The organism is Blastococcus sp. SYSU D00820, from assembly GCF_054050695.1.
In genome coordinates this window covers 307048-333460 of record NZ_JBJGZW010000001.1, presented here as the reverse complement: position 1 = coordinate 333460, position 26413 = coordinate 307048, and the positions used below count along the sequence as shown (strand labels likewise).

26 protein-coding genes and 1 riboswitch are annotated in these 26413 nt (G+C 75.2%); of the genes, 18 read left to right on the top strand and 8 right to left on the bottom strand.

The genetic code is table 11. From position 1 onward, the window contains the following. Positions 1–47: 47 nt before the first annotated feature. Both ACI79R_RS01540 and ACI79R_RS01535 read right to left on the bottom strand, forming a co-directional pair. A complete protein-coding gene (locus tag ACI79R_RS01540) occupies positions 48–761 on the bottom strand; it encodes a cache domain-containing protein (protein WP_456571812.1) in 714 nt (237 codons plus the stop codon). Then, complete coding sequence (locus ACI79R_RS01535; protein ID WP_456571811.1) at positions 758–1534, bottom strand: FadR/GntR family transcriptional regulator; 777 nt, start codon at positions 1532–1534, stop codon at positions 758–760. The genes ACI79R_RS01540 and ACI79R_RS01535 overlap by 4 nt, the downstream gene beginning before the upstream one ends. Before the next feature lie 129 nt (positions 1535–1663). Between ACI79R_RS01535 and ACI79R_RS01530 the strand changes: the two genes are divergently transcribed. The 4 genes from ACI79R_RS01530 to ACI79R_RS01515 are packed head-to-tail and all read left to right on the top strand — an operon-like array spanning position 1664 to position 6529. Continuing rightward, positions 1664–3160 carry a (Fe-S)-binding protein gene (locus ACI79R_RS01530; RefSeq protein WP_456571810.1) on the top strand — a complete coding sequence of 499 codons (1497 nt, stop codon included), beginning with the start codon at positions 1664–1666 and terminating at the stop codon, positions 3158–3160. Between the two features lie 8 nt (positions 3161–3168). Next, the gene (locus ACI79R_RS01525) at positions 3169–4737 is read left to right on the top strand and encodes an FAD-binding oxidoreductase (protein WP_456571809.1); all 1569 of its coding nucleotides are present in this window, start codon (positions 3169–3171) and stop codon (positions 4735–4737) included. Next, positions 4724–5056 carry a hypothetical protein gene (locus ACI79R_RS01520; protein ID WP_456571808.1) on the top strand — a complete coding sequence of 111 codons (333 nt, stop codon included), beginning with the start codon at positions 4724–4726 and terminating at the stop codon, positions 5054–5056. Before ACI79R_RS01525 ends, ACI79R_RS01520 begins: the two co-directional genes overlap by 14 nt. Before the next feature lie 27 nt (positions 5057–5083). Beyond that, positions 5084–6529, top strand: coding sequence for a gamma-aminobutyraldehyde dehydrogenase (locus tag ACI79R_RS01515; RefSeq protein ID WP_456571807.1), 1446 nt, complete (start codon positions 5084–5086; stop codon positions 6527–6529). Positions 6530–6578: 49 nt separating this feature from the next. Here the strand turns inward: ACI79R_RS01515 and ACI79R_RS01510 are convergent, their stop codons facing one another. After that, positions 6579–8237: a N,N-dimethylformamidase beta subunit family domain-containing protein gene (locus ACI79R_RS01510; protein ID WP_456571806.1), complete on the bottom strand. Its 1659-nt coding sequence runs from the start codon at positions 8235–8237 to the stop codon at positions 6579–6581. Next, positions 8234–9679: an APC family permease gene (locus tag ACI79R_RS01505; RefSeq protein WP_456571805.1), complete on the bottom strand. Its 1446-nt coding sequence runs from the start codon at positions 9677–9679 to the stop codon at positions 8234–8236. Before ACI79R_RS01505 ends, ACI79R_RS01510 begins: the two co-directional genes overlap by 4 nt. A gap of 150 nt (positions 9680–9829) precedes the next feature. Here ACI79R_RS01505 and ACI79R_RS01500 point away from each other — a divergent pair, with 150 nt between their 5' ends. The 4 genes from ACI79R_RS01500 to ACI79R_RS01485 are packed head-to-tail and all read left to right on the top strand — an operon-like array spanning position 9830 to position 13506. After that, complete coding sequence (locus ACI79R_RS01500) at positions 9830–10480, top strand: helix-turn-helix domain-containing protein (protein WP_456571804.1); 651 nt, start codon at positions 9830–9832, stop codon at positions 10478–10480. 52 nt (positions 10481–10532) lie between these two features. Further along, complete coding sequence (locus tag ACI79R_RS01495; protein ID WP_456571803.1) at positions 10533–11606, top strand: FecCD family ABC transporter permease; 1074 nt, start codon at positions 10533–10535, stop codon at positions 11604–11606. Then, complete coding sequence (locus tag ACI79R_RS01490; protein ID WP_456571802.1) at positions 11603–12679, top strand: FecCD family ABC transporter permease; 1077 nt, start codon at positions 11603–11605, stop codon at positions 12677–12679. The genes ACI79R_RS01495 and ACI79R_RS01490 overlap by 4 nt, the downstream gene beginning before the upstream one ends. Then, positions 12676–13506 carry an ABC transporter ATP-binding protein gene (locus ACI79R_RS01485; RefSeq protein ID WP_456571801.1) on the top strand — a complete coding sequence of 277 codons (831 nt, stop codon included), beginning with the start codon at positions 12676–12678 and terminating at the stop codon, positions 13504–13506. Before ACI79R_RS01490 ends, ACI79R_RS01485 begins: the two co-directional genes overlap by 4 nt. Positions 13507–13585: 79 nt before the next feature. On the opposite strand, the gene ACI79R_RS01480 is transcribed toward ACI79R_RS01485, so the two are convergent. Continuing rightward, entirely contained in the window at positions 13586–14524 is a 939-nt protein-coding gene (locus tag ACI79R_RS01480; protein ID WP_456571800.1) for a siderophore-interacting protein, read from the bottom strand. Between the two features lie 115 nt (positions 14525–14639). Here ACI79R_RS01480 and ACI79R_RS01475 point away from each other — a divergent pair, with 115 nt between their 5' ends. Continuing rightward, a complete protein-coding gene (locus ACI79R_RS01475) occupies positions 14640–15644 on the top strand; it encodes an ABC transporter substrate-binding protein (RefSeq protein WP_456571799.1) in 1005 nt (334 codons plus the stop codon). A gap of 40 nt (positions 15645–15684) precedes the next feature. On the opposite strand, the gene ACI79R_RS01470 is transcribed toward ACI79R_RS01475, so the two are convergent. Together ACI79R_RS01470 and ACI79R_RS01465 are read right to left on the bottom strand one after the other, a co-directional pair. After that, positions 15685–16626 (bottom strand): EamA family transporter, encoded by a 942-nt coding sequence (locus tag ACI79R_RS01470; protein ID WP_456571798.1) that lies wholly within the window; start codon positions 16624–16626, stop codon positions 15685–15687. Between the two features lie 43 nt (positions 16627–16669). Further along, positions 16670–17065 carry a VOC family protein gene (locus ACI79R_RS01465; RefSeq protein ID WP_456572270.1) on the bottom strand — a complete coding sequence of 132 codons (396 nt, stop codon included), beginning with the start codon at positions 17063–17065 and terminating at the stop codon, positions 16670–16672. 107 nt (positions 17066–17172) lie between these two features. Here ACI79R_RS01465 and ACI79R_RS01460 point away from each other — a divergent pair, with 107 nt between their 5' ends. Genes ACI79R_RS01460 through ACI79R_RS01450 form a run of 3 tightly spaced genes read left to right on the top strand, consistent with a single transcriptional unit; the run spans position 17173 to position 18999 of the window. Next, complete coding sequence (locus ACI79R_RS01460; protein ID WP_456571797.1) at positions 17173–17547, top strand: hypothetical protein; 375 nt, start codon at positions 17173–17175, stop codon at positions 17545–17547. A 43-nt stretch (positions 17548–17590) separates the two neighbouring features. Continuing rightward, the gene (locus ACI79R_RS01455) at positions 17591–18532 is read left to right on the top strand and encodes a mechanosensitive ion channel family protein (RefSeq protein WP_456571796.1); all 942 of its coding nucleotides are present in this window, start codon (positions 17591–17593) and stop codon (positions 18530–18532) included. Next, positions 18529–18999 (top strand): hypothetical protein, encoded by a 471-nt coding sequence (locus tag ACI79R_RS01450; protein ID WP_456571795.1) that lies wholly within the window; start codon positions 18529–18531, stop codon positions 18997–18999. Before ACI79R_RS01455 ends, ACI79R_RS01450 begins: the two co-directional genes overlap by 4 nt. Here ACI79R_RS01450 and ACI79R_RS01445 read toward each other — a convergent pair. Beyond that, on the bottom strand, positions 18996–20027 hold the full coding sequence (locus ACI79R_RS01445) for a zinc-binding dehydrogenase (protein WP_456571794.1): 1032 nt from the start codon (positions 20025–20027) through the stop codon (positions 18996–18998). The genes ACI79R_RS01450 and ACI79R_RS01445 overlap by 4 nt on opposite strands. Before the next feature lie 38 nt (positions 20028–20065). On the opposite strand from ACI79R_RS01445, the gene ACI79R_RS01440 reads away from it, so the two are divergent. From ACI79R_RS01440 to ACI79R_RS01415, 6 genes are all read left to right on the top strand, one after another. Next, the gene (locus ACI79R_RS01440) at positions 20066–20764 is read left to right on the top strand and encodes a hypothetical protein (RefSeq protein ID WP_456571793.1); all 699 of its coding nucleotides are present in this window, start codon (positions 20066–20068) and stop codon (positions 20762–20764) included. 140 nt (positions 20765–20904) lie between these two features. Then, positions 20905–21651 (top strand): hypothetical protein, encoded by a 747-nt coding sequence (locus ACI79R_RS01435; RefSeq protein WP_456571792.1) that lies wholly within the window; start codon positions 20905–20907, stop codon positions 21649–21651. 85 nt (positions 21652–21736) lie between these two features. After that, entirely contained in the window at positions 21737–22621 is an 885-nt protein-coding gene (locus ACI79R_RS01430) for a hypothetical protein (protein ID WP_456571791.1), read from the top strand. A gap of 91 nt (positions 22622–22712) precedes the next feature. Continuing rightward, a riboswitch (SAM riboswitch) is annotated at positions 22713–22828 on the top strand. 45 nt (positions 22829–22873) lie between these two features. Beyond that, positions 22874–24166: a bifunctional o-acetylhomoserine/o-acetylserine sulfhydrylase gene (locus ACI79R_RS01425; protein WP_456571790.1), complete on the top strand. Its 1293-nt coding sequence runs from the start codon at positions 22874–22876 to the stop codon at positions 24164–24166. 15 nt (positions 24167–24181) lie between these two features. Further along, on the top strand, positions 24182–25312 hold the full coding sequence (metX, locus tag ACI79R_RS01420; protein WP_456571789.1) for a homoserine O-acetyltransferase MetX: 1131 nt from the start codon (positions 24182–24184) through the stop codon (positions 25310–25312). A 17-nt stretch (positions 25313–25329) separates the two neighbouring features. Beyond that, entirely contained in the window at positions 25330–26391 is a 1062-nt protein-coding gene (locus ACI79R_RS01415; RefSeq protein WP_456571788.1) for a threonine aldolase family protein, read from the top strand. Positions 26392–26413: the final 22 nt, after the last annotated feature.

Here is a 26413-nt window from a genome sequence, read left to right as displayed (position 1 = left end):
ACACGTCCGGTTGCCTTCTCGTTGCTGCTCCGTTGCGCCGCCGGAGGTCAGGCGGTGAGCGCCGGCCCCTCGTCGACCAGCAGCAACCGCCAGGGCAGGCCGTCCAGCGGCACGCCCGGGCCCGCTCCCCCGGCACCCGCCGGCAGGTCGCCGACCAGCCAGCGGGGCGCGGTGGAGAGCACCACCCGGTCGCCGCCGTCCAGGACGACGAAGGGCACCGGCAGCCGGCCGAGCCGGGCCAGCAGGTGCCGCTCGAACCGGTGCACCGAGACGTCGACCCCGGCGACCCCGACGAACTCCCCGTCCGCGACCACCGGCTCGGTGAGGGTCAGCACGTACCGGCCGGTGCCGTGCACGTCGACGTAGGGGCCGACGACGTGCCGCCGGCCGGTGCGGCGCGGGACCTCGAACCACTCGGTGGTCGTGTAGTCGTAGTAGCCCAGGCTGGTCGGCTTGAGGTCGGGCTCCAGCCGGCGCAGCCGGTCGCTGGCCGGCTCGACCTGCCACCACTCCAGCCGCAGCGGCCGGCCCTGCTCGGGGCGGGGTGCCAGCACCAGGCCGAGCCCGACGGCCAGCTGACCGGGCTCGAGCAGCAGCTCCCGGACGGCGTCGTCCAGCAGGGGCCGGCCCGTGACGACGGCGTCGTGCACGGCCGGGCAGAGCGCGGCGTGCACCTGGGCGACCGTGGCGAAGCCCCGCTCCACCACCTCGGTGACCGCCTCGGCCACCCGGCGGACCTCCTCACCCCGATCGGCGGTCACGAGACCTCGCGCCGGTCGGCGGGGGGCTCGGCCGCACCCGCCCGGAGCCGCAGCTCGATCGACCAGACCGTGCGGCGGGCGACGTGCTCCTCGGTGAGCACCCGGGCGAGCGCGGGGTCGCGCGCCTCGATCGCGTCCACCACCGCCCGGTGCCCGGCGACGATGACGCCGAGCAGCTCGGGGACGTGCGCGGGGGGCCAGGGCAGCTGGCCGAGCTCCAGGTGCAGGTCCATCTCCTGCATGGTCAGCCGCACCGACTGCGCGCAGGCGGCCAGCTCGATGTAGAACCGGCCCTCGATCCGGCGCTGCGCGGGTGCGGAGTCCGCCGCCGCCAGCCGGTCGACGAGGTCGCGCAACCGGGCGATCTCGGTCCCCGACGCCCGGGAGGCCGCCAGCCGGGCCGCGGTCGAGGCGATCGCCGCGTGCACGTCGCCGAGCTCGCGCAGGTCGGCGGTGCTCAGCTCGACCAGCCGGGCGTCGGCCAGCTCGCCGAGCACCTCGTCGCGGGCCCGGACGAAGCTGCCACCGCCCCGGCCGCGGCGGGTCTCGACCAGCCCGAGGTTGCGCAGCTCGGCGAGGGCCTCGCGCAGGGTCATGGTCGAGACGTTGAGCATCGTGGCCAGCTCCGCCTCGGCCGGGAGCTGCTCGCCGTCGCCGAGCAGGCCCAGGGCGATCGCACTGCCGACCCGGCGGACCACCGCCTCGCTCCGGAGCGCGCCGTCGTCGAGCGGCGCGAAGACGGCACGCCGGGCGTCACCGCTGAGCAGCTGCACGCCTGCCTCCCACCCGGGCTCCGACGGCGCCAAGTGTTACACCACTGCCGCTCGTGCTTAACCGTTGATTCCATAGGTTTTGGCGGTTAGCGTGGCCCCCACCCCAGCCCCCTGTGACGAGGAGCACCAGTGACACAGGTCGAGCCGGAGCGCCCCCGCGAGGCGGACGCGCTCTCCATGCCCTTCACCCCGGGGGCGCCGTCGAACCCGGCCGAGCTGGCCGACTTCCCCGAGACGCTCGCCGGGCCGATCCCCCCGCCGCGCCAGGATCCCCGCACCGCGGCATTCGTCGAGCAGTGGCGCAACACCTCGTACAACTGCTTCTCGTCGGGACACAAGTTCTGCCGCGAGGTCTGCCCGGTGACGCAGGTGGAGCGCAACGAGTCGTGGACGCCGACGGCGTTCCACGCCAACGTCGTGGCGATGGAGCGCGGCGAGCTGGACATCGCCGACATCGCCGCCGACTACGTGAACTGCACCCAGTGCGGCGCCTGCGAGCTGCGCTGCCCGAACACGCTGTTCACCGGCGACTTCTACCGCTTCCGCACCCGCACCGTGGACGTCGTCAAGGCGGTCCGCTCGCTGGCCGTGGAGAGCGGCGTCCACCAGCCGAACTGGCAGATCTGGAACGAGCGCACCGACCTGCGCACCCACGAGCCCGTCCTCGGCGAGACCCCGGTCAGCCAGGAGAAGGTGCGCGACTGGGCCGAGGGGCTGGACATCCCGATCGGTGGCGAGACGGTGCTGTTCGTCGACTGCGAGGCCGCCTTCTACCGCACCTCCGTGCCCCGCGCGGTGGCCCAGATGCTGCAGATGGCCGGCTACGAGTTCGGCCTGATGCGCGAGCAGTGGTGCTGCGGTGGGCCGGCCGCGGAGATGGGCTACGCCGAGCAGGCGAAGCGCTTCGCCCGGCACAACCTCGACGACTGGCGGGCCTCGGGCACCAAGCGCGTGCTGGTGCTGGACCCGCACGACTACATCAGCTTCACCGAGGACTACCCGAAGTACTTCGGCGAGGAGTTCGACATCGAGGTCGTCCTCGTCATCGAGGTGCTCGCCCAGCTCCTGCGCGAGGGGAAGCTGACGCCGTCGGTGCCCGTCGACCGGGCGATCACGTACCACGACCCCTGCCGGCTCAACAAGCGCAAGGGCATCTGGGCCGAGCCGCGCGAGCTGCTCCGGGCCATCCCCGGGCTCCGGTTCGAGGACGTCGACCGGGTGACCCAGTGGTCCTACTGCTCCGGGGGCGGCGGCGGGCTGCCCGTCGAGAAGCCCGAGCTGACCGCCAAGATCAGCGCCATGCGGCTGGAGCGGGCCGCCGAGCTGGACGTCGACACGCTGGTCAGCGCCTGCCCGTGGTCGGAGCGGCCGCTGAGCGAGGCCGGCGACGCCGAGGACATCGACGTCGTCGACCTGCACGAGCTGTTCGCCCAGTCCCTCGGCATCACCGTCGGCGGCTCGCGGGGCGACGTCGGCGACCGCCGGCTGGCCCAGGAGCGCACCGGCGTCCCGGGCCGCGCCCGCCGGGCGCACGGCAGCTCACGGGGCGGCGGCGGCTGCGGTGGCGGCGGCTGTGGCGGCGGGTGCGGCAACGGTTCCGGCGGCTGCGGGTGCGGAGGCCACTGACCATGACGATGACCGAACCGAACGAGCAGCTCCTCGGCACCGCGCCGTTCAGCCGCGAGCCGCTCAGCGAGGACCGGCTGAACCAGCTGATCGCCGCGCTGCGGCCGATCCTCCGCGACGACCAGCTGCTGCTGGCCAAGACCGACCGCTACAACCGGGCCCGCGTGCCCGCCCCGTTCCCGGTGCACCGCTGGTCGGAGCGGGTGCCCGACGTCGTGGTCATGCCGACCTCCACCGAGCAGGTGGCGGCGGTGGTGAAGGTGGCCAACGAGCTGCGCATCCCCGTCGTCCCCCGCGACGGCGGCACCGGCCTCACCGACGGCGCGGTGCCCATGCGCCGCGGCATCGTGGTCGACGTCAAGAAGATGAACCAGATCCACGAGCTGGACCTGGTCAACCGCACGGTGACCGTGGGCACCGGCATCAACATGCTCAAGCTCAACGAGCGGCTGGCGCAGCACGGGCTGTTCTACCCGGACGACCCGGCGTCCTACCCGTGCTCGCTGGTCGGCGGCCGGATCGGCACCAGCGGCTGGTCGCTGATCGGCAGCCGGTACGGGCACACCCGCGACCTGGTGCTCAGCTTCGACCACGTGCTGCCCACCGGCGAGGTGCTGCACGTCGGCGACGGCATCGGGCAGAAGATCAGCAAGAGCTCCAGCGGCTACCAGCTCAAGCACCTGTTCATGGGCCACCAGGGCACCCTGGGCATCGCGACCAAGGCGACGCTCAAGCTGTTCCCGAAGCCGGAGGCCGAGCTCTCGCCGTTCTGGGCGTTCGACAACTACGAGGACGCGCACGCCTGCACCGGTGCGCTGGCCCGCGCCGGGGTGGCCACCTTCGCCGGCGCCGTCCTCTTCGACGAGCACAAGGTCGCCTACCTGCGCCGGGACGACGAGGCCTACATCCCGCAGCCCACCGACGTCCGCGCCCTGGTCTGCGCGGTCATGTACGGCTACGAGGACGAGGTGCGCGCCGGCGGCAAGCGGCTGTTCCGCATCGCCAAGGAGCACGGCGCCCGCTACCTCGGCGACGAGATCTCCGAGGGCGACTGGGCCGCCCGGCACGACCGCTACGCCACCCCCCTGCACGGGCGGACCAAGGCCGGCCAGGTCATCCCGATGTCCTGGCACTGCGAGGACGCCGCGGTCAACTTCTCCGCCGTCCCGGCGGTCAGCCGCGCCTGGCACGAGATCCTCGCCGACCTGCGGCGCAAGACCGACGTCTTCGACGACTGGGGGATGTTCGCCTACACCTCGGCGGCCACCGGCGTGGACTACCTGACCGAGATCGACGTCGGCATCTGGGAGCAGCGCCTGGACGACGCCGCGTGGGACGCCTGGGTGCAGGCCAAGCGGGACATCGCCGCGGTGGCCATCGCGCACGGCGGCTCGATGAGCGCCTGCCACGGCTCCTGCCGGGAGGGCGAGGTCGACCTGCTCCCGCAGGAGCTCGGCAAGGGCTTCGACGTGATGCTCGAGGTCAAGCGGGCCCTGGACCCGAACAACGTCATGAACCCGGGCAAGTACCTGCTCGACCGCGCCTACGGGAGGGACACCACCGATGAGGGACGTTGAGAACGGGGCCGACGCGGACCCGGCCCCGGCGGCCACGGCCCCCTACCGGTTCGCCGAGCAGCACACCCCGCCGTCGGCGTCGCGGGTCAGCGAGGTCGCGCAGACCACCTTCGAGCACGTCTACGAGGTCGATCCGCGGCTGATGCAGGAGCACGTGCTCCAGCAGGTCTTCCCCAACTGGGACACCCTGCGGATCATGCGCAGCCGGCACGACCACCTCAGCTGGATGCACACGCACTTCGCGGAGAAGGTGGTCACCGGGTCGGAGATCCTCGCCGAGGTGGAGCGCGAGGACACCCCGACCCCGCCACCGCTGTAGTCCCACCCCACGGCCGAGAGGGATCTCATGAGCGACAAGCCGGAGCTGCGCAACTTCGTCGGCGGAGAGGCGGTCGACCCCGTCGACGGCCGCCGGATGGACCTCGTCGACCCGTCGACCGGTGAGGTCTTCGCCAGCGCGCCGGTCTCGGGACCCGAGGACGTCGACCGCGCCTACCGCACCGCGGCGCAGGCGTTCGAGACCTGGCGGGACACCACGCCGTCGGAGCGGCAGCGGGCGCTGCTGAAGCTCGCCGACCTGGTCGAGGAGCACGCCGACGAGCTGATCGCCCTGGAGAGCCAGAACACCGGCAAGCCGCTCTCGCTGACCGCCAGCGAGGAGATCCCGCCGATGGTCGACCAGATCCGGTTCTTCGCCGGCGCGGCCCGCACGCTGGAGGGCAAGGCGGCCGCGGAGTACATGGCCGGGCACACGTCGTTCGTGCGGCGCGAGCCGATCGGGGTCATCGGGCAGGTCACGCCGTGGAACTACCCGATGATGATGGCGGTCTGGAAGATCGCCCCGGCGCTGGCCGCCGGGAACACCGTCGTCCTCAAGCCCAGCGACACCACCCCGGTCACCACGCTGCGGCTGGCCGAGCTCGCCGCGGAGGTCTTCCCGGCCGGCGTGCTCAACGTGGTCTGCGGCGACCGCGACACCGGCCGGGCGCTGGTCGAGCACCCGACGCCGCAGATGGTGGCCATCACCGGGTCGGTGCGGGCCGGCATGGAGGTCGCCGGCGCCGCCGCGCGGGACGTCAAGCGGGTGCACCTGGAGCTGGGCGGCAAGGCGCCGGTCGTCGTCTTCGACGACGCCGACGTCGCTGCCGCCGCCGAGGCGATCGCCGTGGCCGGCTACTTCAACGCCGGCCAGGACTGCACCGCCGCCTCCCGCGTGCTGGCGGCGCCGGGGATCCACGACGACTTCGTCGCCGCGCTCACCGAGCAGGCCCGCAACACCGCCACCACGCTGGCCAACGGCGCCGGCGACGAGGACGCCCTCGTGCCGCCGGTCAACAACGCCAACCAGCTGGCGCACGTCACGGGGTTCCTCGACCGGGCCCCCGACCACGCGGAGATCACCGCGGGCGGGCACCGGCAGGGCGAGCGCGGGTTCTTCGTCGAGCCGACCGTCGTGGCCGGTCTCCGGCAGGACGACGAGATGGTGCAGCGGGAGATATTCGGCCCGGTCATCACCGTCCAGCGGTTCAGCGACGAGGACGAGGCGGTCCGCTGGGCCAACGGCGTCGAGCTGGGCCTGGCCTCCAGCGTCTGGACCAAGGACTTCGGCCGGGCGATGCGGATGAGCAAGCGGCTGGACTTCGGGTGCGTGTGGATCAACACCCACATCCCGCTGGTCGCCGAGATGCCGCACGGCGGGTTCAAGCACTCCGGCTACGGCAAGGACCTCTCGATGTACGGCCTGGAGGACTACACGCGCATCAAGCACGTGATGGCCAACATCGAGAGCTGAGCTCCCGGGGCCCTGGTCCGTCGCGGACCGGGGCCCCGGTGACCTCCCGTCATCCGCCCTCCGGACACCCCCGGGTGGCGAAGCGGGCGAGGACGGTGCGGGTGATCTGCTCGGTGTACCCGTCGTGCAGACGCAGCCCGTTGACCCACTCCGTCGTCCCGGCGCAGAAGACGCTGCCCCGGCCCCGGGTGAACGTCGCGACCATCCCGGCACCGTAGGCCTCGCCGGCGAACCGCTCGGGCACCGGGTCGAAGAGCGCCTCGAACATGCCCTGGACCTCGCCGATCGGGGCGCCCAGGGGCACCTCGCCGTTCCAGCGGTCCTCCTCGCCGAAGACGGCGGGGCACATGGCGACGATCTGCAGGTCCTCCGGGGCGCCGTCGGCGCCGGTCGGGTACGGCAGGCCGGCGCGGAACGTGTAGTCGCAGCCGTCGAGCTCGAAGGCCGCGACGCACACCGGCGCGCCGCCGAAGACGTCGCCGTACCCGAGGTCGGTGCCGGCGAGCGCCCAATGCCGTGGCCGGTAGACGGTGAAGCCGCCGCTGGAGCGCGACACCGCCGAGCCGTAGCGGTTGTAGACCCCGGCCATGCCGGTGAGGCCCATCGTCCGCGCGCCGGGCCGGCCGATGGCCGGCCAGTCCCAGGCGGTGGTCACGCGGGTCGGGTCGGACTCGTACAGCGGGTCCTCGGTCGGCAGCTTGTAGTTGACCTGCACCGTCGCGTCCTCCTCCAGCCGCACCTGCCAGAGGAAGTTGCCGCCGAAGCGCGCCACGTGGCCGCCGGCGTCGACGAACGCGTCGACGCGGTCGCGCATCTCGGCCGTCCAGTACTCGTCGTGGCCGACGAACACGGCGCACGCGTACGGCGTCAGCGCCTCGGGATCGGTGTGCAGGTCGTGCTGCGTGAGCACGTCGAGCACGAGGCCCTGCTCCTCGGCCCACAGGGCGAACGGGCGCTCGTAGGTGGCCCAGAAGGCGTCGGCGTGGTGGCGGGAGTAGCCGTGGGTGTGCGCCCACTCGTAGGCCGGGTGCCGGGGCAGTTCACCGGGGGCGGGGGTGTGCGGGTTGGAGCTGCGCGGCGCCTCGTCCGGCTTGCGGATCATCCCGCGGGCGATCGGCCGCTGGGTGGACAGCCGGGGGCTCATGACGTCGACGTACGGGTCGTCGCCCAGCCCCCGGTAGGAGTTGGCCCCGCCCCAGTCGTTGTAGGCGGTCATCGTGCTGGTCGACAGCACCAGCACGTAGGGGGTGCGCCGGCCCGGCTCCGGATCGCGGACGACGAGGAAGTGCTCCCGCTCGTGCCGGCGGCCGTCCACCTCCACCCCGATCACCAGCAGGTAGAAGCCGGGCTCCCAGGCGGCGTCCACCGCGAAGGTGGTCGCCACGGGCCAACCGCAGCCGGTGGCGTACGCGTCGGCGGGCGTCTCGTACGCGCGGCCGGGCAGGTCGTCGGCCCGCCAGACCACCTGGGGGTCCACCCCGTCGCGGACCAGGGTCAGGGAATAGCGCTCGGCCGTGGTGTGCGTGTGCACCTGCACGACGTCCCCCGGCGCGTAGGTCCACCGGTCGGTGTAGCACCACGCCTCGGTCCCGCCCATCCCGGGACGCTCCACGACGAAGCCCGGGATGGACCAGGCGTACCGCGGGGCCGGCGCCGGGGCCCCGGCCTCCCGCGGGACGGTGACGGGCGCGGGCAGCTGGTCGGTCACGGTGCTCCTCGGTGCGTGTCGGCGGCCGGCGCCGGGGTGTCGGCGGCCGGGCTCGGCAGGGGTCGGGCGACCCGGCCGCGGAGGGCGCCCACGACGGCGGCCACCACCAGCGGCGAGATGATCAGGGCGTTGCCCCCGGCACCCAGCGCCGTCAGCAGGCCCATGTTGTCGACGGCCAGCCACAGGACGACGGCCAGCGCTGCGGTGGCGAGCACCGGCGCGACGAGCCGGGTCCAGGTGTTCTCCCCGTGCGGGTTGCGCGAGAACCAGCGCACCACGGCGATGCTCGTGGCGATCTGCAGGGCGAGGACGGCGAACAGGGTGGGGCTGTTGGTCCAGATGACCACCTGCGTGTACGGGTCCAGGTCGGTGAGCCCGAAGACGAGGAGGGCCAGCGTCACCAGGCCGCCCTGCACGAGCACCGCCGCCCGGGGGCTGCCCGACGCACCGGTGGTGCTCAGGGCCGCGGGGAGGATCCCGCGCCGGGACATGGAGAACAGGTAGCGGGATCCGGCGTTCTGCAGGGCGAGGACGCCGGCGACGAAGCTGGTGATGACCAGCGCCTCCATGACCCGGGTCATCCCCGTGGACACGTAGTCGCTGTTCAGGCCGAACACGACCCCCGCGGGGTCGGCACCGAGCACGGGGAACAGCTGGGAGGGACCGACGGCCATGAGGATGGTGAAGGCGGCGGCCGTGTAGATCACCGTGAGGACGGCGACGGCGAGGAAGGTGGCCCGGCGCACGGTACGGCGCGGGTCCTTGGCTTCCTCGCTGTAGACCGCCGTCTGCTCGAAGCCGATGAAGACGAGGAACGTGACGAGGAAGGTGCCGCCCAGCGCGGGCACCTCCCAGGTGCCGGGGTCGAAGACCTCGAACGGCGCCCCCTCCGGACCGCCCTGCACCCACACCGCGACCACGAAGACGGCCAGGATGCCGATCTCCAGCAGCAGGAGGACCGCGGCGACACCGGCGCCGACGTTGACCCGCGCGTAGGACACCGCGGCGACGGCCACGCTGATGACCACGGCGCTGACGCCCCAGGGCACGGCCACCCCGACGTACGCCTCCAGGAACACGGAGGCGAAGAAGCCGGCCGCGGCGGCGAAGCCGATCTGCCCCAGCGTGTAACCGGTCCAGGCCACCATCGCCGCTGCCCCGCCGGTCGTGCGGCCGAGACCCTTCTCGATGTAGGCCGAGAACGCGCCGGCGTCGGTGACGTGCCGGCTCATCGCGGTGAAGCCGACCGAGAAGAGCGCGTAGACCAGCCCGGCGATCACGAACGCGGCCGGCAGCAGCGTGCCGCCGGCCAGGAACCCGAGCGGCAGGAAGCCCGCCGAGACGGTGAGCGGCGCGGCCGCGGCCACGACGAAGAAGACGAGGTGGCGCGCGCTGACCGCGTTGCGACGGAGCGCGTGCTGCGGCTCGGCGGGGGCATCCATGGCGGACCTCTCGAGAAGGCGGCGGGGAGACAGGCGCCGGCGGCGCAGGTGTTTACTGCTGGTGCTCAGAAGTTGCGTGAGAATGTACGCACGGGCAGCCCCGAGTCAAGACGTAGGTTCGGGGTCCGTTCCGGCTGCGAGAGGACACAGGTGGGTCAGGAGAGCGAGCCCGCGCTGTCCGGCGAGGTGGCCATCGGTGCGCGCCTGCGGGCCGCGCGCCAGGCCATGGGCTGGTCGTTGGAGGAGGTCGCCGGCTTCGTCGGCGTCACCAAGGGGTTCATCAGCCGGCTGGAGCGCGACGACGTCTCCCCGAGCCTGCAGAGCCTGGTCAAGCTGTGCCGCGTCCTGCGGATCACCGTCAACGACCTGCTCGCCCCGTCGGAGGGTGCGCTGGTCCCCTGGGAGCAGAACCCGGTCATCTCCCTCGGCGGCATCAGCCAGCGCGCGCTGACACCCAGCTCCGAGCCCGACGTGGCGCTGGTGCGGATCCGGATCGACCCGGGGGCCGACCGCCGCGCCGAGCAGCTCTACACGATCGACAGCGACACCGAGGTCCTGCACGTCATCGACGGGCGGCTACGGCTGGTCTTCTCCGACCGCGCGATCGACCTGGGCCCCGGCGACACCTACACCTTCCGCGGCCGCGAGCCCCAGCGTCTGGAGAACGCCGAGGCGGACCGGCCGGTGGACTGCGTCATCGCGCTGGCGCCGGCGCCGCGGAGCTGGTCGCCGACCACGGCCCGGGCGCGGTCGGGCGCCGACGGGTCGGCGGGGGTCCCGACACGCCCGGATCGGCAGTAAGGTGAGCCTGACCTGACCTCGGGTCGCCTCGCCGTCCGCCCTGGAGCCGCTCGTGACCGCCTCGACCGACGCGCGGCCGGCCGGAGCGACAGCGACACCGCCGGAGCGGACCGGCGGACGGCGTCCCGGCAGCGGCGCGCGCTGGTGGGGGCTGGCCGCCCTCGTGGTGCTCCTGGCCGGCGCGCTCGCCGCCAGCATCGCCCTCGGCACCAAGCCGATCGGGCTGGGCACCGTCTGGTCGGCGCTCACCGACCCCTCCCTCTCCGGGGAGGACGCGGTGATCGTGCGCGACATCCGGGTGCCGCGCACGGTCCTCGGCCTCATGGTCGGCGCCGCGCTCGGGGTGGCCGGCGCGCTCGCCCAGGGGCACACCCGCAACCCGCTGGGCGACCCCGGGCTGCTCGGCGTCACGGCCGGCGCCTCGCTCGCCGTCGTCCTCGCCATCTGGCTGCTCGGCGTGGCCACCCCGGCCGGGTACGTCTGGTTCGCCTTCGCCGGCGCGCTGATCGGCACCGTGCTGGTCTTCTCCCTCGGCGCGGCGGGCAAGGGCGGCGCCACGCCCGTGACCCTGGCGCTGGCCGGGTCCGCGCTGTCCGCGCTGCTCTACGCCCTCGTGCGGACCATCCTCGTCAGCGACTCCCAGAGCCTGGACAGCTTCCGGTTCTGGGTGGTCGGGGCGCTGGCCGGCCGCGGTAGCGACATCGCCTGGCAGGTGGCGCCGTTCATCGCCGCCGGCCTCGTGCTCGCCCTGGTCAACGCGCCCGCGCTGGACCTGCTGGGCCTCGGGGAGGACGTCGCCCGCGGCCTGGGCCAGCGGATCTGGCTGGCCCGGCTGGTCGGGCTGGGCGCGGTGACCCTGCTCTGCGGCGCGGCCACCGCCGCCTGCGGGCCGATCGCCTTCGTCGGCCTGATCGTGCCGCACGCGGTGCGCGCCTTCACCGGCGCGCGGCACCGCTGGCTGGTGCCGTGCTCGGCCCTGGCCGGGGCGTCGCTGCTGCTCATCGCCGACGTCATCGGGCGGGTGATCGCCCGCCCCGCCGAGGTGCAGGTGGGCATCGTGCTGGCGTTCATCGGCGCGCCGGTCTTCATCGCCCTGGTGCGCCGCCGCCGGATGGTCGCGGCGTGACCGCCGTCCAGGAGCGGCCGCCGATGGTGTCCGGGCGGGTCGTGCGGATCGGGCCGGTCTCCGGCCGGGTGTCGCCGCGGCAGCTGGTCGTGCCGGTGGTCGCCGCGGTCGCCGTGCTGCTCGTCGGCGCCGTCGGCCTGGGGCGCGGCGACTACCCGATCGGCATCGGTGACGTGCTGCGCACGCTCGTCGGTCTCGGGGAGGCCGGCCAGGAGTTCATCGTCCTGGAGCTGCGCGCCCCGCGGATCGTCGTCGGGCTGCTGGTCGGGCTGGCGCTCGGGGTGGCCGGCGCCCTGTTCCAGACCTTCGCCCGCAACCCGCTGGCCTCCCCGGACGTCCTGGGCATCACCCAGGGCGCCTCGGCCGGCGCGGTGGCCGCCATCGTCCTGGGCGGCACCTCCTCCACCGGGCAGCTGCTGGCCGGCATCGGCGTTCCGCTGGCCGCCCTCGGCGGCGCGGCGGTCACCGGGCTGCTGCTGCTCGCGCTCACCTACCGGGCCGGCATCAACGGCTACCGGCTGGTGCTCATCGGCATCGCGCTGTGGGCGGTGTCGGCCGCGCTCGTCGACTGGCTGCTCACCCGCGCCGAGATCTACGACGCCGCCGCGGCCTACGTGTGGGTCACCGGCTCGCTCAACGCCCGCACCTGGGACCACGCCGTGCCCCTCGCCCTGTCGCTGGTCGTGCTGGTGCCGCTGGCGCTCGCGGCCAGCCGGGTGCTCGGCGTCCTCCAGTTCGGCGACGACACCGCCCGGGGCCTCGGCGTCCGGCTGGCCGGCGCGCAGACCGCCGTGGTGGTCGTCGCCGTGGCGCTCACCGCCACCTCCGTCGCCGCCGCCGGGCCGATCACCTTCGTCGCGCTGGTGGTGCCGCAGATCGCCGTCCGGCTGACCGGGGGCTCGCGGCCACCGCTGCTGGCCTCGGGCCTGCTCGGGGCGCTGCTGGTGCTCGGCTCGGACCTGCTGACCCGCACCGTGCTGCCCTCCGCGCTGCCGGTCGGCATCCTCACCGCCGTCGTCGGCGCCCCCTACCTGCTCTGGCTCCTCGTCCGCGGAAGGCGGTCCTCCTCGTGACCACCCTGCTGCCCTCGACCTCGCCCGCCCCGGTGACCGGACCGGTCCGTCTCGCCGCCGACCGGGTGCGGCTGGGCTACGACGACCGGATCGTCGTCCACGACCTGGACCTCGAGCTCACCGACGGCTCGTTCACCGTGATCGTCGGCCCCAACGGCTGCGGCAAGTCCACCCTCCTGCGGGCCCTCGGCCGGCTGCTGCGGCCCTCCTCCGGCCAGGTGCTGCTCGACGGCCGGGCGATCGCCAGGACGCCGACCCGCGAGGTCGCCCGCGTGCTGGGCCTGCTCCCGCAGACCCCCACCGCGCCCGAGGGGCTGACCGTGACCGACCTGGTCGCCCGCGGCCGGCACCCGCACCAGACCTGGCTGCAGCAGTGGTCGCGCAGCGACGAGGCCGCCGTGGCCGAGGCGCTGGCCTGGACCGACATGACCGAGCTGGCCGACCGCCCGGTCGACGCACTCTCGGGCGGGCAGCGGCAGCGGGCGTGGATCTCGATGGCACTGGCGCAGGGCACCGACCTGCTGCTGCTCGACGAGCCGACGACCTACCTGGACCTGTCGCACCAGATCGACGTCCTGGAGCTGGTGTCGCGGCTGCACAGCGAGCGCGGGCGCACGGTCGCCGTCGTCCTGCACGACCTGAACCTGGCGGCGCGCTACGCGCAGCGGCTGGTGGCCATGCGCGACGGCGTCCTGGTGGCGTCGGGGACGCCGGAGGAGGTGCTCACCGAGCAGCTGCTGGCCGACGTCTTCGACCTCGAGGCGCGGGTCGTGCCCGACCCGGTGACCGGGACGCCGATGGTGGTGCCGGTCCGCCGCCTGCGGTAGATCTCCCGGCCCCGGCATAGGAGGCTTCACCCATCTCCTGGCGCCCAGGACGTGGGTAGAGCCTCCTATGCCCGGGCGCTCAGCCTGCGACGCCGAGCCGCCAGTAGCCCATGAACGCCACCGCGTTGCGCGAGACGCCGAGGTCGCCGACCAGGTGGCGGCGCAGCTGCTTGACCACCCCGGCCTCGCCGGCCAGCCACGCGTAGCAGCCGGCCGCGGCGTCGGGGTCGGGCACCTCCCACAGCAGCTCGGCGTCGAGGTCGACGTCCTCGGGCACCTCGCCGGGCCGGGACGAGGCGATGCCCAGCTCGCACAGCGCCGCGTGCACCGCGGGCACCAGCAGCTCACCGCGGGCGCGGCCGGAGCGCGGCAGCCAGCGCACCTCGACGCCGGGCGGGGCCACGACGTCCTGCACGTCGCCGGCCTCGGGGACCTCCAGCAGCGCGACGGCGCGGCGGCCGGGAGCCAGGCCCTCGAGGATTGCGCAGACCGCGGGGACGGCCGTCTCGTCGGCGGCCAGCAGCAGGGTGGTGGCGGCCTCCGGCGGCGCCCACTCCACGCCCCACGCCTTGCCGCGGCCGGGCCGGTCGGGCCCGAGCACCAGCAGCCGGTCGCCCGGGCCGGCGGTCGACGCCCAGGTGGCGGCCGGGCCGGCGTGCCCGTCGTCGACCCCGTGCAGGACGACGTCGACGTCGAGCTCGGCGAGCTCGGGGCGGGCGGCGCGGACGGTGTAGGTGCGGATGTGGGGGCGCTGCTCGTCGGGCATCGCGCAGTACTCGGGGTACCAGTCGCTCCCGCAGGCCTGCAGGCGCGCCAGGTCGGCGCCCTCGCGGCCGATGACGAACTTGATCCGCTGGTCGTCGCCGGCCCGGCCGAAGCCGTGCAGGTCCGGGCCGGTCAGCGTCAGCCGCACCATGCTCGGGCCCAGCCGCCGGACGGCGAGCACCGCGGTGTCGAAGAACTTCCACTGCGGCAGCTCGACGGGAACCGCCAGCTCGGGAGCCTCGGTGGTCGTCACGCTGGCGCTCCTCGTCGGTCCGGGCACTCCTTGCGGACACCCACTTAGGCAAGGCTAACCTGACGCGCCCCGCCTGGGAAGACGCCCCGGGCACCGAGTTCGGAGGAGCTCCCCCGTGCATTCCGTCCCGCGCCGCCTCACCGGCGCCGCCGTCGCGCTGGCGGCCCTGCTCACCGCCAGCGCCTGCTCCGACGACGCCGGCTCCGGCTCCGGCTCCGGCAATGCCGCCTCGGGGGACGGCGGCTGGTCCTTCACCGACGACATGGGCACCACCGTCGAGCTCGACGCGGCGCCCACCCGCGTCGCCGGCCTCAACGACGTCACCGCCTCGCTGTGGAACTACGGCATCGCGCCGGTCGCCACCTTCGGGCAGACCTCGAGCGCGGACGACGTCGCCTTCGAGGGCCGCGACCTCGGCGACGTCTCGATCGTCGGCGAGACCTACGGGCAGATCGACCTCGAGCAGCTGGCCGCCGCCGACCCCGACGTCATCGTCACCTCGGTCTATCCGCAGGGCGGCGAGCTGGACCCCGAGCTGCCCCTCTACGGCTTCGAGTCGCTGGAGCAGCAGGAGCAGGTCGCGGAGATCGCGCCGATCATCGCGATCGCCTACCAGGGCTCGGCGGCCGACGTCATCGACCGCGTCGTGGAGCTCGCCGAGGCGCTCGGCGCCGACGAGGACCTGATCAGCGCGGGCCGCGAGCAGTTCGACGCCGCCTCGGCCACCCTGACCGAGGCCGCGGCCGGCGGCGTCACCGTGCTGCCGGTCTACGCCACCGCCGCCGAGGGCTGGAACATGGCCAAGGCCCCCGACGACCCGGCCCTGGCGCTCTACCAGGAGCTCGGCGTGCAGTTCGTCGACCCGGGCGGCGACGGCTACTTCTGGGAGGTCGTCGGCTGGGAGGAGATCACGAACTACCCGAGCGACGTGATCCTGTACTCGCTGCGCGGCGGGGAGACCCCCGAGGAGATGGCCGAGCAGCCCACGTTCACCCTGCTGCCCGCCGTCCAGGCCGGCCAGACCTACCCGTGGAAGTACGTCGGCATGGACTACGTCGCCCAGGCCGCGTACATGGAGGAGCTCGCCGGCTGGCTCGCGGAGTCGCAGAAGGTCACCTGACCCACGCACCGGAGTGCGAGGGGCGAGGTTTCCTCGCCCCTCACACTCCGGTGGGGACCGGCGGGGCGGCGCGGGCGGTCTGCGCCAGCGCGATCCCGGTGAGGACGACGAGGCCGCCGGCCACCTGCCAGCCGGTGAGCACCTGCTCCACCCACAGCAAGGCCACCAGCGAGGCGAACACCGGCTCGACCGTGGCGACCAGCCCCGCGGTCGTCGGCGGCAGGTGCCGCAGCGCGCCGATCGACAGCCAGAACGGCACGACGGCGCCGAGCACGACGATCCAGACCACGAGCACCCACGCCGGCAACGCGAGGTCGCCGAGCGAGACCGGGACCGAGCGAGTCAGCAGCCCGGCGTCGAAGGCCCACCACGGCGCGGCGACCGCCCAGAACAGCGCCGCGGCCACGAAGCTCCAGCAGGTCAGCGCGACCGGGTCGCGGACGGTCGTCCCGCGCTCCCCCATGAGGTAGTAGGTGGCCAGGCACAGCGCCGCGGCCAGCCCGGCCGCCACGCCCAGCGGGTCCAGCGAGCCGCCGCCCTGCCAGACCTGGGCCACCAGCACCAGGCCGCCCAGCGACAGCCCGAGCGCCGCCCAGAGCCGGCTGCGCACCCGCTCGCGGCGGACCAGCCACACGTACAGCGCGATGAGCACCGGCGCGGTCATCTCGAACACCAGCGCGATGCCGACCGGCAACCGGCCGATCGCCACGTAGTAGAGGAACTGGGTGAGCGCGACGCCCACCACGCCGAAGGCGGCGAGGAAGGGCACCTCGCGCCAGGTGATCCGCAGCTTCCCGGGCGCCACGACGGCGAGGACGCCGAGCAGCGCGGCCGCCGCGCCGGTGCAGCGCAGCGCGGCCAGGTTCGCCGGCGGGATGCCGGCCTGCAGCGCGAGGGTGGAGACGGTGCCGTTGACCCCGAACAGGGCGGCGGCCCCGATGGTGCCGGCGTAGCCGAGGGCGGGGACGGCGACGCGGGACACGGCAGGGACGGTAGCGGGCGTACCGCCTCGTGCCCCCTACCGGTCAGTTGACCACGTGCTGCTGGTCCATCCACACGACCTCCCAGACGTGCCCGTCGGGGTCGGTGAAGCTGGCGCCGTACATGAAGCCGTGGTCCTCCGCGGGCCGCCACGGCTTCCCGCCCGAGGCCAGCGCCTTGCGCACCAGCTCGTCGACCTCGTCGCGGCTGCCCGCCGACAGCGCGTTGATCGACGTCGTGGCCGCCCGCGGGTCGCCCACCTCGCCGGTGACGAAGTCGGCGAACCGGTCGCGGGTCATGAGCATCAGCACGATGTTCTCGTCGACGACGACCGAGGCGGTGCGCTCGTCGGAGAACTGCTCGTTGAAGGAGAAGCCCAGCCCGCCGTAGAACGCCCGGGCCGCGGCCAGGTCGGTCACCGGCAGGTTCACGAAGATCATGCGCACGGTCGTCTCCCGTCGTCAGGGTCTGGTGTGCAGGGTGGACCGCACCCGCCCGGATTTCTCATCGGTGCGTGCAGGACCGCCGGAACGGGCACGCTCCGACCGTGAGCGAACCGCGCCCACCGTGGTCGACCCGCCGCCGGCGCACCCTGATCGGGCTGGGCCTCGGCGGCGTCGCCGGGCTGCTCGGGGCGATCGCGCTCCCCGACCAGTACGGCATCGCCTCGGCGTTCCTCGGGGCGCTGTGCGTCTTCCTGCTCGTCGCGGCCACGGTCGTGTTCGTGGCGATCCCCGGCCCGGGCACCCTCGGCGAGCTGCTCCGCTCGCTGCCGGTCTCCGGCGCCGTGCTCGTGGTCGCCGTCCTGCTGGTGCTGTCCACCGCCGGCGAGGAGCTGCGCTGGCTGTGGGTGCTCACCGCGGTCGCCGCGGCCGGCTGGCTGGCCACGGCGTGGTGGCTCAACCGCCGTCCGGACGGCTGAGCTCCCGGAATGGCCGATCCCGCCGTCCGGCACCAGGCTGGGGGTGATCATCGGGGACGACGACGAGGGGGAGACGCCGCGCATGGGCCCGCTGCAGGACCTGCTGGAGTGGTTCGCCGGCCGGGGGCTGGAGATCGTGCTCATCGTCCTGGGCGCGGTGCTGCTGGCCCGGTTCGTGGCGTGGACCGGCGACCGGATCACCGCCTCCATCGACGCCCGCGCCACCGGCGGTGACGCGCTGGTCCGCTCGGAGGCGGCCAAGCACCGGCACTCGCTGACCCAGGTGATCACCTGGACGCTGATCGTGCTCATCTACGCGGTCGCGGTGTTCTTCGTGCTCGACCGGCTCGGCGTGCCCGTCACCGGCCTGGTCGCTCCTGCCACGGTGCTGGGCGTCGGTCTCGGCTTCGGCGCGCAGCGGATCGTCGGCGACGTGCTCGCCGGGTTCTTCCTCATCACCGAGCGGCAGTACGGCTTCGGCGACGTCGTCTCGATCCAGGTGGTCGGCGGCGGCGACCCGGCCACCGGCACCGTCGAGGACGTCACGCTCCGGGTCACCCGGCTGCGGTCTCCGAACGGCGAGGTCATCACGCTGCCCAACGGCCAGATCGTCAAGGTCGTCAACCTCTCCCGTGACTGGGCGCGCGCGGTGGTCGACGTCCCGGTGCCGACGTCGGTCGACGTCACCCAGGTCAACGAGATCCTCCGCGGCGTGGGCCGGGAGGCCTTCGAGGACCCGGCACTGCGGCCGCTGCTGCTCGACGAGCCCAGCGTCATGGGCGTGGAGACGCTCGGGCTCGAGGAGGTGAACGTGCGGATGGTCGCCCGGACACTGCCGGGCAAGCAGTTCGAAGTGGGCCGCGACCTGCGCGCCCGGGTCGTGCTCGCGTTCCGGCGCCAGGGGCTCAGCGTGCCCGCGCCGACGGCGACGGAGGGCTCGCACGACGCCGGCGCCTTCGCCCCGGCCTCCGGGGAGGGCCGGTGACCACCCCGGACGGCGGCCCCCACCCCACCCGCGAGCTGCCCCGGCCCGACCCCGCCCCGGCCCCCGCGCGCTGGTGGTCGGCGGTGCCCCGCCGGCTGGGCCGGGCGCGAACCTCGACGGTCGTCCTCGCGGTGCTGTTCGTGGCGCTCGGGCTCCTCTACCTCTACGTCCGGCCGGAGACGACCGGCACCACCCCCGCCTCGGACACCCCGTCGCAGCCGGTCGAGGTCGTGCCGCTGCCGACCACCAGCGCGCCGCCGGAGCCGACGAGCACGGCGCCGCGCCCGACCGCCGCACCGACGACGGACGAGGACGGCACCGAGCAGCCGGCCGAGACCTCCCCGACGCCCGAGGAGACCGAGACCACCGCGCCGACGACGACCGCGCCGGGCACCACCTCCGCCCGCCCGTCGGCGCCGGCGACGACCCCGGAACCGACCGCGGAGGGCACCGCCCCCACGACCTAGCCGAACTCGGTCACCACGGCGATGCCCGGCGCGCGGCCGACCTCGGCGAGCGCGGCGCCGGCGTCGTCGAGGCCCAGCCGCCGGGTGACCAGCGCGTCCGGCCGCAGCCGGCCGGCGGCGACCAGGCCCAGCATCTCGGGATAGGCGTGCGCGGCCATCCCGTGGCTGCCGAGCACCGCCAGTTCCAGGGCGATCACCCGCTCCATGGGGACGGCGGCCCGGCCGGCCGCCGGCGGCAGCAGGCCGACCTGCACGTGCCGCCCGCGCGGCCGCAGGCAGCCGATGGACGCCGCGCAGGTGGCCGGCGTGCCGGCGGCGTCCAGCGAGACGTGCGCGCCGCCGCCGGTGGCCTCGGCGACCGCACCGGGGACGTCGTCGCCGGAGAGCAGCGCCACCTCCGCGCCCATCGCGGTGGCCAGCTCCAGCGCGCCCGCCGAGACGTCGACGGCGACCACCCGCGCCCCGGCGGCGGCCGCCACCTGGACGGCCGAGAGCCCGACGCCGCCGCAGCCGTGCACCGCCACCCACTCCCCCGGCCGGACGGCGGCCACCTGCGTCACCGCGCGGAACGCGGTGGCGTACCGGCAGCCCAGCGCGGCGGCGACGTCGAACCCGACGGCGTCGGGGAGGGCGACGAGGTTGACGTCGGCGGCGTCGAGGGCGACGTACCCGGCCAGCGACCCCCAGTGCGTGAAGCCCGGCTGGGTCTGCCGCGGGCAGACCTGGTGGTCGCCCGCGGCGCACTGCGCGCAGCGCCCGCAGGCGTTGACGAACGGCACGGTCACCCGGTCGCCGACCGCCCAGGAGCGCACGCCCGCGCCGACCGCGGCGACCGTGCCGGCGAGCTCGTGCCCGGGCACGTGGGGGACGGCCACGTCGGGGTCGTGGCCCTGCCAGGCGTGCCAGTCGCTGCGGCAGATGCCGCTGGCGCCGACGGCCACCACCGCGCCGCCCGGCGCGGGGTCGGGGGCGGGCACCTCGCGCACCGCGAGCGGACCGCCGAAGGACTCGAAGACCAGGGCACGCACCGCACCAGGCTGCCGCACGCCGCTCCTAGGCTCGTCCGGTGACCTCCCTGACCGTTCCCGCCCGCTTCTGCGGCCCGCCCGCCACGGCCAACGGCGGCTACCTCGCCGGCCGGCTGGCCGCGCTCGTCGGCACGCCCGCGGTCGCCGTCCGGCTGCGCCGGCCCACCCCGCTGGACCGGGAGCTCGACGTCCGGTCGGAGGACGGCGCGGTCGCGCTGTACGACGGCGAGGAGCTGCTCGCCCGGGCCGAGCCCGCGACGCTCGAGCTCGAGGTGCCGCCGGCGCCCGGCGTCGAGGAAGCGGCCGCTGCCGCGGCCGGCCGCGCCTGGGCCGACCACCCGTTCCCCCGCTGCTTCGGCTGCGGGCCCGAGCGCGAGCCCGGCGACGGGCTGCGCACGAAGGTCGGCCCGCTCCCTGACCGCCCGCAGGTGTGGGCGGGGGTGTTCCGGCCGGCCGCCTCGCTGCCCTCGGCCGGCGGGGTGGCCGCGCCGGAGACGGTGTGGGCCGCGCTCGACTGCCCCTCGTTCCAGCCCCTGGCGCCGGAGGACCCGCGGCCGCACGTGCTCGGCACGATGACCGCCCGCCAGGACCGCCCGGTCCGGCTGGACGCCGACCACGTGCTGCTCGCCTGGCTGACCGGCCGCGACGGCCGCCGGACCACGAGCGCCTCGGCGCTGATCGGCCCGGACGGCGCGGTCCGCGCCGCCGCCACCGCCATCTGGTTCCCGCTCGCTTGAGCCTCTGAGCTGCGGTTCTCACCGCGCGTAACGGGGCCGTCACGAGGAACCACCGCATCGGGCGACGCGATCGGAGAGGTGCGCGGCGTCGCCGTCCTCTTTCCTGGGAGCCAGGACACCGGCAGCGGGAGGAGGCGGCGATGGCCGAGGCATGCGCGCGCCGCCCCCTGCGCCGGTGGGCCGGCCGGGCTCTGACCGTGACCGGGCTCGGCGCCGGTCTCTGGCTGCTCGGGACGGCGGCCGGCGGGGACGTCGCCGCCGCCGAGGAACCGGCGCCGGGCCTGCTCGGCGGCACCGTCTCCGTGGTCGCCGACCTCGCCGACCGGACCCTGCCCCCGCTCGTCGACGCCGTCGCGCCCCCGGTCACCGGGGTCACCGGGGCGGTGACGTCCCTCCCCGCGGCCGTCGCACCCGTGCTGGAGCCCCTGCGGCCGACGCTGCCCCCGGTTCCCGAGGTGCCCGCGGTCCCCGCGGTGCCGGCCGTGCCCGTTCCCGCGCCCGCCGCGGCTGTGGCCCCGGCCGTCCCGGCCGGCGAGGCGGCGGTGGAGGTGCCGACCGTGCCGCCGGCGGCGCCCGCCGCCGCACCGGTCCTCGCGAGCGTCACCGAGGTCCCGGGGACCGCGACGCCGTCCCCCGCGGCCGCCACCGGCACCGCGGCGCCCGCGCCCGCACCCGAGCTCCCCTCCCCCGCGCCGGCGCCCCTGACCCCGGCGGCCGGCACCTCCTCGTCGGCCGCCGGCAGCGGCGCCGGCGGGGCCGACCAGCCCGCCGGCGACCTCGCGGCCGTCGTCCGGGCGACCGACGTCCTGTCGCCGCCCGGCGCGCCGGGTGGTCCGCCGGACGACGTCCGCACCCCCGCGGGGGATCTCTCCGCCACCCCCGACTGAGGACGCGCCCACCGGCTCCCGGCCGGTCCGGCGCACCGCCCCGCGCCCTCCCGGGCGCGGGTCCCCCCTCAGTCAGGAGAGATCCATGAACACCTGGGTTGCACGCGGCCTGCGGGTCGCGCTGTTCACCGGCGGCCTGCTGGCCGTCGGCACCGGCGTCGCGAGCGCCGACGAGGGCCTGGACGTGCGCGTCCCGGTCACCGTCACCGACAACGCGGTGTCCGTCCTCGGGGACGCCACCGCCACCGGCGGCGCCCCGGCCGCCGCCGCTCCGGGCCTCGACCTCGGCATCCTCTCGGTCTCCGTGCCGGTCACGGTCGGCGGGAACGCGGTGGCCGTGCTCGGCGACGCCACCGCGACCGGGTCCCCGTCCACCGGGGCTCCCGCGCCCGCGGCACCGGCCCCGGCCGGCGGCGGGGCGGTCGACCTGGCCGTGCCCGTGACCGTCACCGGCAACGCCCTCGCCGTCGGCGGGGACGCCACGGCCACCCCGGCCCCGGCCACCCCGGCCGCGTCGAGCACGCCGGCTCCGGCGCCGGCTCCGGCCGGCGACGGATCGCTGCTCGACCTCGACGTCCCGGTCACCGTCTGCGGCCTGGCCGTCGGCGTGCTCGGCGACGCCCACGCCGATGCCGGCTGCCCGGCCCCGGCGACCGGCCCCGCTCCCGGGACCGGGCACCCCGGCCCGGGCAGCGGTGGGGGCACGTGCACCTGCCCGCCGGCCGCCCCGGCGCCCTCCGACCGGCTCGACCGGCCGGAGTCGCCCGCGGCACCGCACGGCCTGCTCCCGGCCGCGTGGTCGGGTGGTGCGACGTCCGCTGCCGGCACGTCCGGTGGCACCGGGACCACCGGCGGCGCCGGTGGGCTGGCGTACACCGGTGCCGGCGTGGCCGCCCCCGCGCTGCTCGGGGTCGGCGCCCTGCTGGCCGGTCTGGCACTGACCGCCCGCCGGTGGGCCTCGCGCGGCTGACCACCGTGCCGCGGGCCCGGCTCCGGCCGGGCCCGCGGTGCGCGGGACCCCCGTGACGGGTGGGACGACGGCGGCGCTATCTTCGGCGGTGGCTCACGAGAGGCAGCGAGAAGCACCTGGCTGGCTGCCCGGCAACCTCTACTCCGTCTGAGGTGCTCCAGGGGAAGAGCCGGTCGGACGGCGCCCGCCGCCCGACAAGGACGGAGTCCTCGGTGCGCCGCCGGGTCTCCCGACGAGAGGAGAACGGCGCGCATGACCGACCCGCAGAGCTGGAGCTTCGAGACCCGGCAGATCCACGCCGGCAGCAGCCCCGACCCCACCACCGGCGCCCGGGCGCTGCCCATCTACGCGACCACCAGCTACCAGTTCCGCGACGCCCAGCACGCCGCCGACCTGTTCGCCCTGGCCGAGATGGGCAACATCTACACCCGGATCATGAACCCGACGCAGGACGCGCTCGAGCAGCGCGTCGCGTCGCTGGAGGGCGGCGTCGCCGCGCTCGCCGTCTCCAGCGGCCAGGCCGCCGAGACCCTCGCCATCCTCAACATCGCCGAGGCCGGCAGCCACATCGTCGCCTCGGCCTCGCTGTACGGCGGCACCTACAACCTGCTGCACCACTCGCTGCCCAAGCTCGGCGTCACGGTGTCCTTCGTCGAGGACCCCGACGACCCGGAGAACTGGCAGTCGCTGGTGCAGGAGAACACCAAGGCCTTCTACGCCGAGTCCATCGGCAACCCGAAGGGCGACATCCTCGACATCAGCGCGGTCGCCGAGGTGGCCCACCGCAACGGCGTCCCGCTGATCGTGGACAACACCATCGCCACGCCCTACCTGATCCGCCCGATCGAGTTCGGCGCCGACATCGTCGTGCACTCGGCCACCAAGTACCTGGGCGGCCACGGCACGGCCATCGCCGGGCTGATCGTCGACTCCGGCAACTTCAACTGGACCGGCGGCAAGTTCCCCGGCTTCACCGAGCCCGACCCGACCTACCACGGCGTCGTCTACGCCGACCTCGGTGCGCCGGCCTACGCGCTCAAGGCCCGGGTGCAGCTGCTGCGCGACCTCGGCCCGGCGATCAGCCCGTTCAACGCCTTCCTCGTCGTCCAGGGCATCGAGACGCTGTCGCTGCGCATGGAGCGGCACGTGGCCAACGCCCAGCGGGTGGCCGAGTTCCTCGAGGGGCACGACGCCGTCGACCGGGTCAACTACCCGGGCCTGCCGTCGTCCCCGTGGCACGCGGCGCAGCAGAAGTACGCTCCGCGCGGCGCGGGCGCGGTGCTCACCTTCGAGCTGCACGGCGGCGTGGAGGCCGGCAAGCGGTTCGTCGACGCCCTCGAGCTGCACAGCCACGTGGCCAACATCGGCGACGTGCGCAGCCTGGTCATCCACCCGGCCTCGACGACGCACTCGCAGCTGACCCCCGAGGAGCAGCTGACCACCGGCGTCACCCCGGGCCTGGTGCGGCTGGCCGTCGGTCTGGAGGGCATCGAGGACATCCTCGCCGACCTCGAGGCCGGGTTCCGGGCCGCCAAGTCCTCCTGAGCGGGGAGGCCTGAGATGAGCGGGGTCCGGGACGCCGGCCCGGCGTCCCGGACCCCGGCGCCGTCCCGGCCGGGCGGCTGGCGCGAGGGCGATCCGGCCGGGCGCCGGCTGTTCCTCGACGTCGGCGGCCCGGTCGTGCTCGAGCGCGGCGGGGTGCTGCCCGGCGTCCGCGTCGCCTACGAGACCTGGGGCACGCTCGCCCCCGACGGCGGCAACGCGGTGCTCGTCGAGCACGCGCTGACCGGCGACAGCCACGTCGCCGGGCCGGCCGGACCGGGGCACCCGACGCCCGGCTGGTGGGAGGGCCTGCTCGCGCCCGGCGGGCCGCTGGACCCCGCCGAGTGGTTCGTCGTCTGCGCCAACGTGCTCGGCGGCTGCCAGGGGACCACCGGCCCCTCCTCGACGGCCCCGGACGGCGAGCGGTGGGGGTCGCGCTTCCCCGAGATCACCGTCGGCGACCAGGTGCGGGTGGAGATGGCGCTGGCCGACGCGCTGGGCATCCGGCGCTGGGCCGCGGTCGTGGGCGGCTCGATGGGCGGCATGCGGGCCCTGGAGTGGGCCGTCGCCGCGCCGGACCGGGTGGCCGGGCTGTTCTTCCTCGCCTCCGACGCCGTCGCCTCCGCCGACCAGATCGGCACGCAGACCACCCAGCAGGCCGCCGTCCGCGCCGATCCGCGCTGGCGCGGGGGCGACTACGACCTCGATGACCCGCCGCTGGACGGCCTGGGCATCGCGCGGCGGATCGCCCACCTCACCTACCGCAGCGCCTACGAGCTGGGCGAGCGGTTCGGCACGACGGTGCAGGACGACGGCCGCTACGCCGTCGCCTCCTACCTCGACCACCACGCCGACAAGCTGACCGGCCGGTTCGACGCCGGCAGCTACGTGGTGCTCACCGAGGCCATGAACAGCTGGGACGTCGGCCGCGGGCGCGGCGGCGTCGAGGCGGCGCTGGCACGGGTCACTGCCCGCGCGGTCGTCGCGGGGGTGGACAGCGACCGGCTGTACCCGCCCGAGCAGCAGCAGCGGGTGGCCGACGCGCTCGGCGTCCCCCTGCGCCTGATCGCCTCGCCGTACGGGCACGACGGCTTCCTCATCGAGATCGACGCCGTCGGCGCCCTCCTCGGGGAGCTGCTCGGCGCCTGACGGCGGACGATGCCCGGGTGGACGACGACCTCCGCGCCCTGCGCGCCGCCTGCGACCGCGCCCTGCCCGGGCACGGCACCTGGCGCCCGGCCGAGCTGCTGGCCACCGTGCCCGCCGACACCGAGCCCGACCGCTACGGCGAGGGCGGGGTCGTCGCCGAGCTCGAGGCCGAGGTGGCCGCGGTGCTGGGGCACCCGGCCGCGGTCTACCTGCCCAGCGGCACCATGGCCCAGCAGGCGGTGCTGCGGGTGCACGCCGAGCGCCGCGGCCGCCGCACCGTCGTCTTCCACCCCGAGTGCCACCTCGCCCGGCACGAGGAGCAGGCGCTCGAGCGGCTGCACGGGCTGGTCGGCCGGCCCGCCGGCGACCGCTCCCGGCTGCTCACCGCCGACGACCTGGCCGCAGTGGCCGAGCGTCCGGCCGCGCTGCTGGTCGAGCTGCCGCAGCGCGACCTGGGCGGCACCCAGCCGCCCTGGGACGACGTCGCCGCGCAGGTGGCCTGGGCGCGGGAGCGCGGCGCGGCGGCGCACCTCGACGGCGCCCGGCTGTGGGAGTCCGCCGCCGGGTACGGCCGGCCCCCGGCGGAGGTCGCCGGCCTCTTCGACACCGTCTACGTGAGCTTCTACAAGGGCCTCGGCGCGCTCGCCGGCTGCTGCCTGGCCGGGCCGGCCGGCGTGGTCGCCGAGGTGCGGGAGTGGCGGCGGCGGATGGGCGGCACGCTGTTCGGGCTGTGGCCGGGCGCGGCGTCGGCGCTGGGCTGCCTGCGCCGCCGGCTGCCGCTGATGCCGGCCTACCTGGAGCGCGCCCGCGAGGTCGCCGGCGCCGTCCGCGACCTGCCCGGGGTCACCGTGGTGCCCGATCCACCGCAGACGCCGATGCTGCACCTGCTGCTGCGCACCACGCCGGAGGCCTTCGGTGCCGCCGCCCGCCGCCTCGCCGAGGGCGGGCTGTGGACGTGGGAGCGCGCCATGCCCACCGGCGACCCCGGTGCCGTGCGCGTCGAGCTGCCGGTCGGCGACGCGACCCTCGCGCTGGACCTCGCCGAGATCCGGGACGCCGTGACCGCCCTGCGCGGCTGAGCGCGCCGGCCGATAGCGTCGG

Bases quoted from the DNA above. Each gene is read 5' to 3' on its own strand.
- ACI79R_RS01525 (WP_456571809.1), top strand. From the start codon at position 3,169: ATGACCGAACCGAACGAGCAGCTCCTCGGCACCGCGCCGTTCAGCCGC.
- ACI79R_RS01425 (WP_456571790.1), top strand. From the start codon at position 22,874: ATGACCGACCCGCAGAGCTGGAGCTTCGAGACCCGGCAGATCCACGCC.
- ACI79R_RS01430 (WP_456571791.1), top strand. From the start codon at position 21,737: ATGAACACCTGGGTTGCACGCGGCCTGCGGGTCGCGCTGTTCACCGGC.
- ACI79R_RS01505 (WP_456571805.1), bottom strand. From the start codon at position 9,679: ATGGATGCCCCCGCCGAGCCGCAGCACGCGCTCCGTCGCAACGCGGTC.
- metX (WP_456571789.1), top strand. From the start codon at position 24,182: ATGAGCGGGGTCCGGGACGCCGGCCCGGCGTCCCGGACCCCGGCGCCG.
- ACI79R_RS01515 (WP_456571807.1), top strand. From the start codon at position 5,084: ATGAGCGACAAGCCGGAGCTGCGCAACTTCGTCGGCGGAGAGGCGGTC.
- ACI79R_RS01435 (WP_456571792.1), top strand. From the start codon at position 20,905: ATGGCCGAGGCATGCGCGCGCCGCCCCCTGCGCCGGTGGGCCGGCCGG.
- ACI79R_RS01465 (WP_456572270.1), bottom strand. From the start codon at position 17,065: ATGATCTTCGTGAACCTGCCGGTGACCGACCTGGCCGCGGCCCGGGCG.
- ACI79R_RS01520 (WP_456571808.1), top strand. From the start codon at position 4,724: ATGAGGGACGTTGAGAACGGGGCCGACGCGGACCCGGCCCCGGCGGCC.